The sequence below is a fragment of the Aeromonas sp. DNRA1 genome (assembly GCF_963888745.1).
GTDB lineage: Bacteria > Pseudomonadota > Gammaproteobacteria > Enterobacterales > Aeromonadaceae > Aeromonas > Aeromonas hydrophila.
Window position 1 is genome coordinate 663401 of sequence record NZ_CAWPKQ010000003.1, and the last position, 13895, is coordinate 677295.

A 13895-nucleotide genomic window follows, 5' to 3' on the forward strand; every position below is an offset into this window, starting at 1 on the left:
GATCAATCCCTCAAGGATGCATTCAACTCTTCACCAAGGGCCCGCACGACATTGTCTACGGTCTCGGCAATCTCTTTCTCCTCCAGGGTGCGCTGGGTGTCTTGCAGAACAAGACTGATGGCCAGGCTCTTCTTGTCCTCTGCCATGCCAGCACCCTGGTATACGTCAAACAAGTTTATTCCAACTACCTGATTTCCGCCAACTTTTTTAATTACTGCGAGGACATCACCGGCCAGGACTTGACGATCAACCACCACGGCGATGTCACGACGGTTGGCAGGGAACTTGGAAACCTCGGCAGCAACCGGCACCTTGGCCGGGGTCAGCTTGTCCAGCTCCAGTTCGAACATGACGGCGCGGCTCTTCAGACCCAGCTTCTTCTCGAGGCTCGGATGGATCACGCCGATGTGGCCGATGACCACGCCATTGCGCAGGATGGCCGCGCTCTGGCCCGGATGCAGGGCGCTGTGCTCGGCACGCTCGAAGGTGAAGGTAGCCCCTTCGGCGGTCAGATCCAGCACCGCTTCCAGATCCCCTTTCAAATCAAAGAAGTCGGCAGCGCGGCTCTTGATGTCCCAGTGCTCGTCGCTCTGGTTGCCGGTGATGATGCCGGCCAGCATGGGCTCCTGACGAATGCCGTTCTCGGCATTTTCATCCTTGATGAAGCGCAGGCCCTGCTCGAACAGGCGCACCCGCGGCTGCTGACGGTTCTGGTTGTAGACCACCGCCTGCACCAGACCCGGGAACAGAGAGACGCGCATGGCGGACATCTCGACCGAGATCGGGTTCGGCAGCACGATGGCATCGCTCTGCGGGAACAGAGTCTGCTGAGCCTTGGGATCGACGAAGCTGTAGGTGATCGCTTCCTGGAAGCCGCGATCAACCAGCAGGTCGCGCACGCGTTTCAAGGTCACCTGCCCTTCTGCCTGCTCCACCATCGCCAGAGAGGCGGCGGGTTTGAGGTTCGGGATGTTGTTGTAGCCGTAGATGCGGGCCACTTCTTCGATGAGGTCTTCCTCGATGGCGATGTCGAAACGCCAGGAGGGTGCCAGCGCGGTCCAGCCGTCAGTATCCACGGTTACCTGCATGCCAAGGCGAGTCAGGATCTCGACCACCTGAGCATCGGCCACGCTGATGCCGATCACCTTGTCGAGCTTGGTGCGACGCAGCTTGATGGGGGCAGCCTTGGGCAGATGGGCATCGGATTTGACCTCGATAACCGGGCCCGCTTCACCGCCGCAGATGTCCAGCAGCAGACGGGTGGCACGATCCATCACCTTGGCCTGCAGCTGCGGATCCACCCCGCGCTCGAAGCGGTGGGAGGAGTCGGTGTGCAGACCGTAGGCACGGGCACGGCCGGTGATGGAGAGCGGCGCGAAGAAGGCGCACTCCAGCAGGATGTCGGTGGTGGTCTCGGAGACACCGGTGCGATCACCGCCGAAGATGCCGGCCATGCAGGCAGGGCCTTTGGCATCGGCAATCACGAGCGTGGTCTCTTTGAGCTTCACCTCGTTGCCGTCAAGCAGGGTCATGGGCTCGTCGGCCTTGGCGCGACGCACTACCAGTTCCCCTTCAAGCGTCGCCAGATCGAAGGCGTGCATCGGCTGACCGTATTCCAGCAGCAGGTAGTTGGTGATGTCGACGATGGCGTCGATGGAACGAATGCCGCCACGGCGCAGCTTCTCCTGCATCCAGAGCGGGCTCTGGGCGTGCAGGTTCAGCCCCTTGATGACACGGCCCAGATAACGGGGGCAATCTGCCGGCGCTTCAACCCGGATCGGGAAGGTAGCGTCGATGGTGGCAACAGCTGGCGCCCAGGTCGGCTCGACCACGTCCACGCTGTTGAGCACGCCGATTTCACGGGCCAGACCCGCGATGCCGAGGCAGTCGGCACGGTTCGGGGTCAGATCCACGTCGATGCTGACGTCGTTGAGCGCGAGGTATTCACGGATATCGGTCCCGATGGGGGCATCCAGCGGCAGCTCGATGATGCCATCGGCTTCGACGTCGATGCCCAGCTCGCTGAAGGAGCAGAGCATGCCGTGGGACGGCTGGCCGCGCAGCTTGGCCTTCTTGATGGTGAAATCACCCGGCAGGGTCGCCCCGACCTTGGCCACGCACACTTTGAGGCCCTGACGGCAGTTCGGCGCACCGCAGACGATGTCCAGCAGCTCGGCCTCGCCCACGTTGACCTTGGTCACCCGCAGCTTGTCGGCGTCCGGGTGCTGGGCGCACTCGACCACTTCACCCACCACCACATTGTTGAACTGGCCGGCCACCGCTTCCACGGCGTCCACTTCCAGACCGGCCATGGTGATCTGCTCGGCCAGTGCATTGTCACTCAACTCGGTGCGGACCCACTCCATCACCCAGGATTTACTGAATTTCATGTTCTCTCGCCCTTACTTGAACTGCTTGAGGAAGCGCAGGTCGTTTTCGAAGAAGGCACGCAGGTCGTTGACCCCGTAACGCAGCATGGTCAGGCGCTCAACGCCCATGCCGAAGGCAAAGCCGGAGTATTTTTCCGGATCGATGCCGACCGAACGCAGCACGTTCGGGTGCACCATGCCGCAGCCCAGCACTTCCAGCCACTTGCCGTTCTTGCCCATCACGTCCACTTCGGCGCTGGGCTCGGTGAACGGGAAGTAGGAAGGACGGAAGCGAATGGTCAGATCTTCCTCGAAGTAGTTGCGCAGGAAATCGTGCAGGATCCCTTTCAGCTCGGTGAAGCTGGCATGCTCGTCGACCAGCAGGCCTTCGACCTGGTGGAACATCGGGGTGTGGGTCATGTCGTAGTCGTTACGATAGACGCGGCCCGGCGCGATGATGCGGATCGGCGGCTGCTGGTGTTCCATGGTGCGGATCTGCACACCGGAGGTGTGGGTACGCAGCATCAAATCAGGATTGAAGTAGAAGGTATCATGATCGGTACGCGCCGGGTGGTGAGCCGGGATGTTCAGCGCATCGAAGTTGTGGAAGCCATCTTCAATCTCGGGGCCACGGGCAACCTTGAAGCCCATCTCGCCAAACAGGCGCTCGATGCGCTCGATGGTGCGGGTCACCGGGTGCAGACCGCCATTCTCGATGCGGCGGCCCGGCAGGCTGACGTCGATGGTCTCGGCGGCCAGCTTCTGGTTGAGCACGGCGACTTCGAGGGCTTCACGACGCGCGTTCAGGGCATCCTGAACCTGCTGTTTGGCCTGGTTGATCACGGCGCCCGCGGCGGGACGCTCTTCAGCGGACAGGGCGCCCAGGCCCTTCATCTGCTCGGTAAAAAAGCCCTTTTTACCCAGATATTTGACCCGGATTTCGTCAAGGGCGGCGATGTCGCTTACGCCCTCAATTTCGGCCCTGGCTTGGCCGACTACTTCTTCAAGCTGTTGCATGTCTTCCTCGTCACCACTCCCGGTACAGGAGCCTTTAGGCTAAATAAGGTCAAGAGGGGAATAATACAAAAAAAGCCCCTTCACTGACCATAGTTAAGGTGCCCTTTTCTCCCTAGAAATCATTTTGTTATCAAGTAGGGCTTAGAGCCGGGCCGGCTTCTTCTTCGTGATTGGCTACACAATTTGTGTTTGATGGCATATGGAGCCATATGTATGGCAATCATGATGGTCGAGTCATCACCGTCTGCAGACGGTAAATGACAGACAACAAAAAAGGAGGCCTGAGCCCCCTTTTGATGTCTAATAAAAACAACAACATAGATAAATATCAATGAGTTGCGAGTGACTAGAGGATACATCAAAAGCCCAGTGACGACCCTGTTTGGGGCAATTCGTGGACACTTGGTCATCCGGCAGGTAGCTGATTTTCCAGCGGGTTGAAGCGAACAGCATCGCTCAGGTAGTCCGGTGCGAAGTGGGCATAGGTCATCGTCTGCTGAATGTTGTGATGGCCTAAAATTTTTTGCAGCGCGAGGATGTTACCCCCGGACATCATGAAATGTGATGCAAAAGTGTGCCGAAACACATGTACCGCCTGTCCTGCTGGCAGATCCGGCGCCACTGACTTGATCACATCACGCACCAACATATAGTCAAGGTCACGGAACAGCGGGCCACGGTTCACCCCATTCGTTATCTCTTGACACAGTTCAGCCGAGATCGGCACGGTGCGGTTCTTGCCATTCTTGGTGTTGATGTAGGTCACCCGGCTGGCCAGCACCTCCTCGCGGCGCAGATTGGCCGCTTCACTCCAACGCGCTCCCGTGGCCAGGCAGAGTTTGACCACCTTCAGGTTGTCCCCCGATAGCCCGGCCAGCACGTCGCCGATCTCGTCTTGGGTCAGGTAGCCCATCGACCGCTCGACCAGCTTGACCTTCTTCATCTCTTTGAGCGGATGCTCATGATGGTAGTGGCCAAGATCAATGAGCACCGAGAACACTCCGCCCAGCATCTCCTGCTCGCGGTTCACCGTCTTGGGTTGGCGGCCAGCCTGCAATCGCTGCGCCCGATACTCGGAGAACAGCGCACGGGTCACCTGTCTCGCCAATGGGTGGCGCAACGCAGCATCGATATTGTTGAGTTTCTTGCGTACCGCCTCCCCGGCTTTCAGGGTCTGGCCATGGTAGCGCCACCAGAGCTCGATAAGCTCGGAGAGCGGCCGGTTGTCTGCCGGGCGGTCCACCCACTCTTTGTTATGCTCGGTGGCGATCACCCAACGCTCAAATTGCTGGGCCTCGGACTTGGTCTTGAAGCGCTTGCGGATCCGCTTGCCTTCCCTCCCCTGTGGGCGGATATCGACCAAGTATCCCTCGGGCGTGGACTTGATGCTCATCGTCCTCTCCAAAAAACACGAACCCGTGCAGACACTTACCCAACAGTTACCAAGGTAGTTATCTTAACCGATAAGCTCTCGTATCAATAAGCCATCTCCTGTCGAGAAATCTGGAGCATAGCCACAAGAGCAACAACTACTCTCTAGTCATTAAAAAACCTCACTATTGAATTTGTCCATTCCAAGTTTCCAAATTTCGGGTCACCTACAATCATCTTATTGAGTGATGATACATATTCAGTAGCGAGAAGGTGCTTATATTTTTCATCGTATAATATTGAGGCTAAGCGCTCCTTCATCTCATAATCTCTCGGTTTTTTTGTCTTTAAAGATATCAAACCACCAGTAAGAGCTACATAATCACACTTCAAACTCAATTCAAACAAATTTTTAAACTCATGAAGTTCATGGCATTCTGGCTTAGTAAAAAGCTTATTCAACGCGACCAAAAAAACCTCTGAATTTAAAACATCCTCAATTACTGTGTTGTGTACAGGTCCTTTACCGACAGGCAGTAACTTAACCTCATATTTATTAAGTTTTTGATTCTTCCAGAGGCTCAACCTTTTAATATCAAGCTTCCCACTGGTCATTTTTGTGCTAAATGACAAGTCAGGCATTGGTTGTGCGGCATCAGTATCCACAAGAAACATAACACGCCCTTTGATGAGCTCATTGTCCGTGTCATCTTCAAAGGGAACTCTTAGATACTTAAACAACTTGATGGCATTTCCACAACCATTAATTGGAAGAACATATAAATTTGACACTTTATTTTTTAAGTAAGCCTCAAGGTATTTAGCATCCTCACTCCCTTCACACAATAACCAATTTTGGTTTGTGTGCATTAGGATTGAGCACATTGAAGAAACTAAGTCTGTGAAACTTCTCATTTCAATAGACTCGGGAAATGCTCGTCTAGATTCATGCAGGTTCTTTAGATTGAAAGCCTTGATATCTGGTGAACCATCCTTACCATCCATTTGTTTGTTGACATAATGCAAGACCCCATTCACAGGTGTAAGTAGAAGCCCATACCAATGAGTTGTAATAAACACTTGCCGTCCAAACTCAGTAGTCAACTGAAAGAGCCTTTTAAATTGAGAAAAACAAACTCCTGGATGAAGTGAATTTTCGGGCTCATCAATTGCAAGTATTACTTCTTTGTCTTTTTGCTTATGAGTCTGCAGAAGTGATGCAATCACATCCATTAACGCTAGTCGTTGTTCACCAGAACTTAACTCTTTAACTTGCTTCCCATCTTTTATTAAAGGCCTAATATTAAAATATTCTTCGAGAATCGTATCGACTACATCCCTAGCTTTTATTGTTTTTTTTCTAGCTCCTTTTACGGAGAATGAATACCCTGCACTAACTCGTTTATTTATGTCTTCAATATATGCATCAAGGCGTTTATTTATTATCGTGATTATACTAACGGACTTGCCATCATCACTTTGAATGTTTTTCTCATCAAGTTGTGATATTATTTCATCTATAACATTTTTATCTATAAGAGCTTGAAACTCTCGAGTTTCAACACTTAAAACCTCTGATAGGTTTGCCTCAGAAGGAATATATATATACGAATATCGAGAGTATATTTTATTTTTTACGGCAATCAAGTCTTCACGTGAGACCTTCTTGTTTTTTATTGTGTTGAACATTTTCCCATGGAATGTCGATGTATATAGAACATCCCTTTTATAATTAATGCCAACAGCAATAAGATAGTAGTCCTCGACTTTGACTTTGTTTTTTAAATCATCTCTAAAGCTTTGGAATTTTCTTGTCGTTTCAGATTGTGAAAAAGCGTTAAAATCTGTATCCCAAAAGAAATTAGATATCAAATCGAAGCCATTTATCTTTTCGACCGAATCCTTGGGTATTAAAAAAACGGGACAGATATTTGCTTCTTGCTTCTTTTGACCAACAGTGACATTCCATTCTCGAAAGTTAAATGCACAATCGAGAGCTTCAAGTATAGAAGACTTACCCGCACCGTTTGGTCCGATAAAAATGTTAAGATTATACGGCCCATCTTTAACAAAACTAATAAAGTTTAAGTTGTCATATATTTTATAATGTCGAACAAATAAACCTACAATCATTTATCAATCCCGAGTTTATCTCTTTAGTGATGTTGAAATAACCGACGTTTATATTTATCGTTTTCTATACGACCTGTGCTCTACCATAACTCCGATGATCTGGATGTGCTGCCGGTCGGAGTGCATGGTGGGGAAATCGTCATTGAGGGGGACCAGCTCAAACACTTCCTGTCCGCTCTCGTCGATGCCGCGAGGCCGGTACTTCTTGAAGGTGGCCTCTTCGCTCCCGTTCTTGGCCACGACGAAATCCCCTGGTTGGGGCGCTTCGTCAGGGTCAACGATGATGAGGTCGCCTTCCTTGAAGAAGGGTTCCATCGACTTGCCACGCAACCAGAGGCCGAAACCACAAGGGCCAACTTCCACCCCCGCCGTCACATACTCAACGTTGCCATCGAAGGCTGTGGCCTGTTCACACATCTCGTGCCAGTGGCCGGCCTGAACATAGCTCAGCACAGGCACGCGCGTACCTTGTGGGATCACGGCCGGTTCGACGTTGTTATATCCGGCGACTTGCTGCTCTCCTGATGACGCAGCAGCATCCCCCTCCCCCGTCAAGAGCCAGTCAACAGTGACCCCCAACGCAGCCGCTAACTCATTGAGATAGCGACCATTAGGCGTGTTCTCTCCCCGTTCCCATTGGCTGATGGAAACGCGTGATACACCAACTCGTGAGCCGAGAATTTCTTGGCTATATCCGAGTCTCTTCCGTGTCTGTTTGATGCGTTCATTTATTTTCATGTAAGCAATCTTACAAGTTGCTTTCGTAGGATTTCTTGTCTTTTTTGTAAGTTTTTCCTTGCAATCATGATTCACCTAGCTTTACATTTGCTTTCGAAAGTAAACCTTACAAGGTGATGGAAATGAAGAAACAAGATGCAATTGACCACTTTGGTGGGGCTGCAAAATTGGCCCAAGCGCTGGGCTGTAAGCCACAAGCCATTTCTCAATGGCGTGACCATGTTCCCCAAGGCCGTGCCTACCAGATCGAGGTGCTGACCGGCGGCAAATTGAAAGCAGGCGCTCGCAGCGCCCTGCAAGAACCAACCCCCTGTGTTTGAACCCCTGAGAAGGATTCACCATGGTTACTCGAATCAAACCCATCCGTATCCCTAGCGATGTGAGCCAGTTGCCGCTTGATTACCCCTTTGGCAATCGCGTCAGCGAAAGCCTGGAGGAGTACGCCAAACGCCAGGGCTTGACGATTGGGGCCGTTAAAAAGCGCGCCGATCGCGGCCAGTTGCCCATCTTGCAAGACGGCCCGGGCGCTCCTCGCGAGGTCAACCTCTACGCCCTGTTCCTGCAGGCCCGTTATCAGGCCGAGCGCTACGTCACTATGACGCTCGCGTGAACCTGCAAACACCATAACGGGTCAAGGAGACGCTCGCATGTTTACCGAATACGCCAGCAAACATCCGCACTGGATCAGTGCCTGCCAACGCTTTGCGGCCAGTCACAACATGGCCGAGATCGCCCAGCGGGCTGGCATGAACCCGCAGCTCCTGCGCAACAAGTTAAACCCCGATCAGCCCCACGAGCTAACGGTGGCCGAGCTGATTGCCATCACCCAGGCGAGTGAGGGCGATGAAACCCTATTCGATGGCGCCTTGTTTGGCTGTGGCTTGACGGCCGTTGCCATCCCCCAGGCAGAACGGGCCCCTTCCCTGCCTCATCAGGCCATCGACCTGAACGCCAAGATCGCCAGCATTGGCCAGCGAGCCCTGGAGCTGACCGACCGCGGCCGGATCACCCGTTCGGAGCGCAACACCCTGGTGAGCGTGGCCACCTCGGCCATGGGGTCACTCGCCATCTTGATCCACGACATCGAGGCACGCTTTCAGGCGGTGCCCGCCCTGGCCTGTGCGTCAGACATCCTGATGCAAACCATGACCATGTAAGGGGGGAACCCATGCAAACCCAACGCATTGACCATCAACAACGCAATTTGGCTGGCCTGACGCCAGAAGAACAGGTGGCCATGAACACCGCCGGCTGCATGTTGCTGCGTGAGATGTTCGGCAAGAAGCGCTCTAGCCTCGACACCGACTGGCTGGCACTGGGCCAGGCCAAGAAAGCGGCCATCTGTGCCATCGCTCGCCAGCCTCGGGGCGAACTGATGAGCGCCACGCTGTCGGCATTGCCGCATGCGCAGCGTGAAGCGATCCGCCTTGCCGTGATTGCACTGGAGTACCAAAGCGAATTTCGCGGCGGCTGTGACACCAAGGTATGGCACCCGGCACCGGTCACCAGATCTATCAGGGATATCGAGAGGGAGAAGAAAGAGAGAGCAGCAAAGCTGCGCATGAAACGCGCGGTGCTGGCAGCAAGCCAGATGACCGGGCAGGGCCCACGACCAATTGGGCAATAAAAAAGCCCGCATTACGGAGCTGCAACTCCAAGCGGGCCTCTATCAACAACGTATGAGGAAGTCGACATGGCAACTTTAGCGATCCCCTGCGCACTGCGCAACCTTCGCATCCAACAACGCAAGCTGACGGGCCGCTATGGCGCCCGTCTTAGTCAACACCCTGACGGGATTGCGCTTATGGAACGCACCACCGCACTGGCTTGGGCTTCTCTGTTCAGCCGCATCAACCCCTGCACCACTCAACAAGGAGCCTGACCATGAATGCACAACCGACCCAAATCAACCTGCTCAATCACCATGCCGCCAAGCGCCTGCGCCAGTTGCGGGAACAATTGAAGCTGAGCCGCCCCAAGTTTGCCGATCAGCTCGGCATTCCAGCTACCACGCTCAAGAACTACGAGCTGGGATACCGCGAGATCGGCGGCGGCCTGTTCCTGCTGATCGCCAATCACCCGGACCTGAAATACCACTGCGACTGGCTGCTGACTGGCATCGCCACGCCGGAGGTGCAGTCATGAACCGGATCTTTCATCCCATATCGGAACAGGAGGCACTGGCCCGGGCGGCAGAGCTGCCCCTTAACCTAGCCAGATTAACCCGTGTGCGTTTGCGCGGACCGGAAGGGCGCAACCTGCGTGCCCAGGGCAAAACCAGCCAGGGCTGGCACCAGCTCTTTGTAACCTTGAACCGGAGGACCTGCCCATGAGCGACGCAATCAAGATTGCTCGTCAGGCCCCCAAGCTCGTCGAGGGGCTGCTGGCCGACATGTTCGCAGCCAACGCCGAAGATAACCGCATCGCCCTGGGCGGGATTTATTCCGGCCAGCAATACATCCAGCTCCAACTGGTCGCCACCTGCAATCCGGCCGCCCTTCTGGATGACGATAGCAGTGAGGACAATGACGAAGAGGGGCCAGCCATGGTCCCAACTCATGGCCCGCTGGTCACTCACTGGCTGGCAGCCCGCGCCGAGTTTATCGCCGCCGGTGGTGAAGCCCGGGGGGATAGAGACATCGCCCGGGAGCTGCTGGCACTCGGGGCCGTGCGATCCGTCTATTGGCTGGCACTGGGTCAGGGTGAAACCGCCCTGGCCCGGGAGATTGGCGAGTGGTGGCGCGAGTGCGCCCCGCTGCACGGACAAGGTGAGGTGATCCAGTGACCCATCATCTGCAGCAGGAACTGGCCAACCTGATGCACCGCTGGCAAGAGACCTATCGGGAAGACGCAGCGAGGCTGCGTCTTTATCAACGTGAACTGGCCAATGCGCGCCGGCTACCTGCCCGCCCCCGAGCCAGTATCACGCTGCTGCTGCGCCAGTGTGCGGCCGCTCGCCGCATGAAAGCCCATGCGCAGCAGCGCATCCAGGGCTGCCAATCACGCATCACCTTGTTATCTGGTATCGCCATCCAATGAGTCGAACAACCACCCGGCTGCCGCTGTCGAAAAGGACACTGCGGCAGCGTATCGATACCCTTTCAAATGCTCTGCCCGGCGTCAATCTTGACGCCGCTTTCGTTGGCGTACCCGGTCAATCTGATCTGGCGTGGGCCGTGCAAGTTCTCGATGGCCTCTCCCCCCAGCTCAGCCAGACCCTGTTCAAGCAATACGTGCGGCGCCGCAAAGATGGCAGCACCCGCCATGCCCGTAATGGCAACATCTGGCTTCGTGAGCGGACCAAGCTGGTGCGCGGCCTTATCCAGGCCCTGCCAGTGGACCCGCAGGCCCTGCGCGATGAAGAGAGCCGCAAGCGGGTGGCACATCAGTTTGCCAACCAGACTGCCGCTATCTGGCACAACATCGAGCAGGGTATTAAGGCTGGCGATGAACCGGATCTGCTGCTGACATGGGAATCCATCCGCCAGCCTGCTGACCAGTGGGGCTTTATTGGGGAATTGCCCGAATTCAAAACCGAGGAGGTGCGTGATAACTGGATCCTGAGCGTGATGGTGCGCCTGCTCTCTGCCAAGTGGTGGGAAAAGCGCATCAACCGCACCTGGGATCGCCTGCAGGAGCACATCAACATTGTGCTCGGCAAGGTGCGCAAAGGGGTGTCGGCGTATGTGTCGAACGCCACCATGAAGGTGGTGCGCGAGCGCAAGCGGGCCATGATGCGCTGGCTGGCCGAGTCGGAGGTGATGAACGAACAGCATGACCTGGTGATCTCGATGAAGGATTGCTGGGAGGCCAGCAACGCCAACCCGGTCAACCGCCGCAACGAGATGATGGTGCGGATGCGCGGCTTTGAGGATTACGCCGAAGAACAAGGGCATGTGGGGGTCTTCTTCACCTGGACGGCCCCTTCCCGCTTTCATGCCTGGACACAAAAACACGGCGGCAAGACCGTAGAGAACAAACGCTATGAAGGGGCAACGCCGCGGGAAACCTGCGCATATCTGGCCAAGCTATGGAGCCTGACTAGGGCCGCTCTCAAGCGGGCAGATACCCCCGTCTACGGCTTTCGGGTATGCGAACCACATCACGACGGTACCCCGCACTGGCACATGCTGCTGTTTATGCGCCCTGCCAACAAATGGCGGGTGATCAGCACCCTGCAACGCTATGCCCTCACCGATGATCATCAGGAGCTGGTGCGCGAGATCCAGGGGCTCCCGCCCTTCACCGACATCACTCCCCGCTTTGACTGGAAAGAGATAGACCCGGCCAAAGGCGATGCCACCGGCTACATCGCCGCCTATATCGCCAAGAACATCGACGGTGAGCATGTAGATGGTGATCAGGAGTCTGACACCCCGGCTGATCAAGGGGCCCAGCATGCATGCGCCTGGGCCAGTTGGTGGGGGATCCGCACCTTTCAGCAGATCGGCGGCGCCCCTGTCGGGGTCTGGCGCGAACTGCGCCGCATCAGCAACGCTAAGAAGCACGGCGATCTGATGGGCCCACCTAAACCTGTGTTGCAAGACCCACGCTTTGAGGCCGCCCGCTTTGCCGCGGATAACGGCATCTTCCGCTGCTATCTGCAGGCTATGGGCGGCGCCCTGGCAACCCGGGCAGAACATCCCATCAAGTTGGCCCACCTCATTGAGGAGCAGGCCAACGCTTACGGCGAAGACATTAAGCGCCTGATGGGCCTGCACACAGCCCGCCTGGGTGTACGCACCCGTTTGACCGGGTGGGAAGTAGTTCCTGCCGGTACCTTCGAGGCCACGAAGGCCGCCGAGGGTTCGGCTTGGGGGGTTGGGGTTAAGTCGGGCGACAGCCCGGCTCCTTGGAGCTCTGACAATAACTGTACGCGGCCCGAACCTGATGCCTTCGCAGACCAGATCATGAGGGAGCAATGGGGGTTATCGCCCTTCTCCATCGACCGCTTGCGGGCTGGTGCCAGTGTCACAGCGGACGGTTTCACCCTCTGGCTTGAGAACAAGCAGTTGCAGAGCCACCGAACGATACCGAGTGAACCGGATTGGTTGCTGGCAGCAGAATCGGATCCGCAGGCAGAACCAGATACCATCGATCCAGATGATGAACGTTGGCCAGCACTGGTGATGGATTGTTACGAGCTGTTCAACGCCTGCGGATTCGCGGCATGCCAGCAGTGGATCGAAGCGCAGCCCAATCCATATCGGTGTGAACTCTGGCGCGTGCTGGATAAAATAGACCGTGCCGATCGGCTCGAAGTAGAAGGCCATCTTTTTGACGAACTGATGAACGAGGTAGAGTGTGACTGGCCTATTTGCCAAGCTGGCTGCCCTGCAAGGCGAGCTGCCCACGACATCCCATACATATAAACCGTTGAGCGCAGCACAATACGAAGAGCTGGAGTGCCAAATCTACCGGATGGGACCGCAGATTGACGGCACCCCGGCTTGGGAACCTGAATTGATGCTTGAGTGGCTGCTGCAACAAACGCCGCAGAACAGAGGCATAGCTATCACCATAATGCGTCGGGCCTACAAGCCGCAGCGGGTGGGGCTACCTCCCTTGCCCCACCCTATTGCAGGCCGGAGAACGGCTATCAAGCAGAAAGCAAAACCCACTACCTCCCCGCCAATGACACCGCTGCTCTCTGAAGATGGACGCACGGTGGGTAAGCGCAACCTTGTGGACAACCTGACCCCCGTGGCCATCGACCAGAGCGGCACCATCCGCTGCGCCAACACTGGCCGCACCCTCTGGATAGCACCGGGTAGCCCGACCGATCGCGCCAACCCTGGCGCCGCCGAACAGCTCAACCCAACATATCGGCCGGCACTGCACCAGGTGGTGGTGGATCATCGCAGCTAAATGCCAATGGCGGGTAAAACAGATATAGTGCTCCGAATAAATCCCATTGTTAGACAGTCTACATGGAGCGTCTGAAAGATATTCTGGCTTCACTCATCATGGAGCCTGGGGTGTTGAAGTGCTTGGGGGGCCTGCTGATACTGTCCTCTTTGGGGGCACTGATGCTGGGTGTCAGAACTCTCATGTTTGAACGCCGACTCGAGCGGGCTTTTTCCAGACTCCTGACCATCACGGATGGCAAAGCGACACTCCCCACTCCGCCAGGGCTTTTTGACCAGTGGCCCATCATCCAGGCCATGATCCCGGAGACCTTCATCGGGTTTCTCACTTGGGCCAGCATTTTTGCCGCCGGATGGATGATGGTGAGCTTTGGCAAGCAGATCGAACGGATGTACTGAC

16 protein-coding genes are annotated in these 13895 nt (G+C 55.6%); 11 read left to right on the forward strand and 5 right to left on the reverse strand.

The genetic code is table 11. The features are described from left to right. Positions 1 to 2 precede the first annotated feature (2 nt). From pheT to AACQ43_RS12955, 5 genes are all read right to left on the reverse strand, one after another. Positions 3 to 2390, reverse strand: a complete 2388-nt coding sequence (pheT, locus tag AACQ43_RS12935) for a phenylalanine--tRNA ligase subunit beta (RefSeq protein WP_168967532.1) — start codon at positions 2388 to 2390, stop codon at positions 3 to 5. Between the two features lie 12 nt (positions 2391 to 2402). Continuing rightward, a complete protein-coding gene (pheS, locus tag AACQ43_RS12940) occupies positions 2403 to 3386 on the reverse strand; it encodes a phenylalanine--tRNA ligase subunit alpha (RefSeq protein ID WP_102988815.1) in 984 nt (327 codons plus the stop codon). A 406-nt stretch (positions 3387 to 3792) separates the two neighbouring features. Continuing rightward, entirely contained in the window at positions 3793 to 4779 is a 987-nt protein-coding gene (locus AACQ43_RS12945) for a phage integrase (protein ID WP_168967533.1), read from the reverse strand. Positions 4780 to 4922: 143 nt separating this feature from the next. Next, entirely contained in the window at positions 4923 to 6890 is a 1968-nt protein-coding gene (locus tag AACQ43_RS12950; RefSeq protein ID WP_168967534.1) for an ATP-dependent nuclease, read from the reverse strand. Positions 6891 to 6944: 54 nt separating this feature from the next. Beyond that, positions 6945 to 7628, reverse strand: a complete 684-nt coding sequence (locus AACQ43_RS12955; protein WP_168967535.1) for a LexA family protein — start codon at positions 7626 to 7628, stop codon at positions 6945 to 6947. Between the two features lie 122 nt (positions 7629 to 7750). Between AACQ43_RS12955 and AACQ43_RS12960 the strand changes: the two genes are divergently transcribed. The 11 genes from AACQ43_RS12960 (at position 7751) to AACQ43_RS13010 (ending at position 13894) form a co-directional block, all read left to right on the forward strand. Further along, on the forward strand, positions 7751 to 7948 hold the full coding sequence (locus AACQ43_RS12960; RefSeq protein WP_168967536.1) for a Cro/CI family transcriptional regulator: 198 nt from the start codon (positions 7751 to 7753) through the stop codon (positions 7946 to 7948). Between the two features lie 20 nt (positions 7949 to 7968). Further along, positions 7969 to 8238 carry a DNA-binding protein gene (locus AACQ43_RS12965; RefSeq protein WP_103260159.1) on the forward strand — a complete coding sequence of 90 codons (270 nt, stop codon included), beginning with the start codon at positions 7969 to 7971 and terminating at the stop codon, positions 8236 to 8238. Positions 8239 to 8275: 37 nt separating this feature from the next. Beyond that, positions 8276 to 8785 carry a phage regulatory CII family protein gene (locus AACQ43_RS12970; protein ID WP_168967537.1) on the forward strand — a complete coding sequence of 170 codons (510 nt, stop codon included), beginning with the start codon at positions 8276 to 8278 and terminating at the stop codon, positions 8783 to 8785. 11 nt (positions 8786 to 8796) lie between these two features. Next, positions 8797 to 9255: a hypothetical protein gene (locus AACQ43_RS12975; RefSeq protein WP_065402397.1), complete on the forward strand. Its 459-nt coding sequence runs from the start codon at positions 8797 to 8799 to the stop codon at positions 9253 to 9255. 66 nt (positions 9256 to 9321) lie between these two features. After that, positions 9322 to 9510 carry a hypothetical protein gene (locus AACQ43_RS12980; protein WP_168967538.1) on the forward strand — a complete coding sequence of 63 codons (189 nt, stop codon included), beginning with the start codon at positions 9322 to 9324 and terminating at the stop codon, positions 9508 to 9510. A 2-nt stretch (positions 9511 to 9512) separates the two neighbouring features. Further along, a complete protein-coding gene (locus AACQ43_RS12985) occupies positions 9513 to 9773 on the forward strand; it encodes a helix-turn-helix domain-containing protein (RefSeq protein ID WP_168967539.1) in 261 nt (86 codons plus the stop codon). A gap of 184 nt (positions 9774 to 9957) precedes the next feature. Then, positions 9958 to 10413: a hypothetical protein gene (locus AACQ43_RS22220; RefSeq protein ID WP_445206790.1), complete on the forward strand. Its 456-nt coding sequence runs from the start codon at positions 9958 to 9960 to the stop codon at positions 10411 to 10413. After that, entirely contained in the window at positions 10410 to 10667 is a 258-nt protein-coding gene (locus AACQ43_RS12995; protein WP_168967540.1) for a hypothetical protein, read from the forward strand. The genes AACQ43_RS22220 and AACQ43_RS12995 overlap by 4 nt, the downstream gene beginning before the upstream one ends. Next, positions 10664 to 13000, forward strand: a complete 2337-nt coding sequence (locus tag AACQ43_RS13000) for a replication endonuclease (protein ID WP_168967541.1) — start codon at positions 10664 to 10666, stop codon at positions 12998 to 13000. Before AACQ43_RS12995 ends, AACQ43_RS13000 begins: the two co-directional genes overlap by 4 nt. A 295-nt stretch (positions 13001 to 13295) precedes the next feature. Then, complete coding sequence (locus AACQ43_RS13005; protein WP_339354060.1) at positions 13296 to 13496, forward strand: hypothetical protein; 201 nt, start codon at positions 13296 to 13298, stop codon at positions 13494 to 13496. A 62-nt stretch (positions 13497 to 13558) separates the two neighbouring features. Continuing rightward, a complete protein-coding gene (locus AACQ43_RS13010; RefSeq protein ID WP_168967542.1) occupies positions 13559 to 13894 on the forward strand; it encodes a hypothetical protein in 336 nt (111 codons plus the stop codon). The last annotated feature ends 1 nt before the right edge of the window (position 13895 follow it).

Bases quoted from the DNA above. Each gene is read 5' to 3' on its own strand.
- pheS (WP_102988815.1), bottom strand. From the start codon at position 3,386: ATGCAACAGCTTGAAGAAGTAGTCGGCCAAGCCAGGGCCGAAATTGAG.
- AACQ43_RS12970 (WP_168967537.1), top strand. From the start codon at position 8,276: ATGTTTACCGAATACGCCAGCAAACATCCGCACTGGATCAGTGCCTGC.
- AACQ43_RS13010 (WP_168967542.1), top strand. From the start codon at position 13,559: ATGGAGCGTCTGAAAGATATTCTGGCTTCACTCATCATGGAGCCTGGG.
- AACQ43_RS12965 (WP_103260159.1), top strand. From the start codon at position 7,969: ATGGTTACTCGAATCAAACCCATCCGTATCCCTAGCGATGTGAGCCAG.
- AACQ43_RS12960 (WP_168967536.1), top strand. From the start codon at position 7,751: ATGAAGAAACAAGATGCAATTGACCACTTTGGTGGGGCTGCAAAATTG.
- AACQ43_RS13000 (WP_168967541.1), top strand. From the start codon at position 10,664: ATGAGTCGAACAACCACCCGGCTGCCGCTGTCGAAAAGGACACTGCGG.
- AACQ43_RS12955 (WP_168967535.1), bottom strand. From the start codon at position 7,628: ATGAAAATAAATGAACGCATCAAACAGACACGGAAGAGACTCGGATAT.
- AACQ43_RS12980 (WP_168967538.1), top strand. From the start codon at position 9,322: ATGGCAACTTTAGCGATCCCCTGCGCACTGCGCAACCTTCGCATCCAA.
- pheT (WP_168967532.1), bottom strand. From the start codon at position 2,390: ATGAAATTCAGTAAATCCTGGGTGATGGAGTGGGTCCGCACCGAGTTG.
- AACQ43_RS12950 (WP_168967534.1), bottom strand. From the start codon at position 6,890: ATGATTGTAGGTTTATTTGTTCGACATTATAAAATATATGACAACTTA.
- AACQ43_RS12985 (WP_168967539.1), top strand. From the start codon at position 9,513: ATGAATGCACAACCGACCCAAATCAACCTGCTCAATCACCATGCCGCC.
- AACQ43_RS22220 (WP_445206790.1), top strand. From the start codon at position 9,958: ATGAGCGACGCAATCAAGATTGCTCGTCAGGCCCCCAAGCTCGTCGAG.
- AACQ43_RS12945 (WP_168967533.1), bottom strand. From the start codon at position 4,779: ATGAGCATCAAGTCCACGCCCGAGGGATACTTGGTCGATATCCGCCCA.
- AACQ43_RS12975 (WP_065402397.1), top strand. From the start codon at position 8,797: ATGCAAACCCAACGCATTGACCATCAACAACGCAATTTGGCTGGCCTG.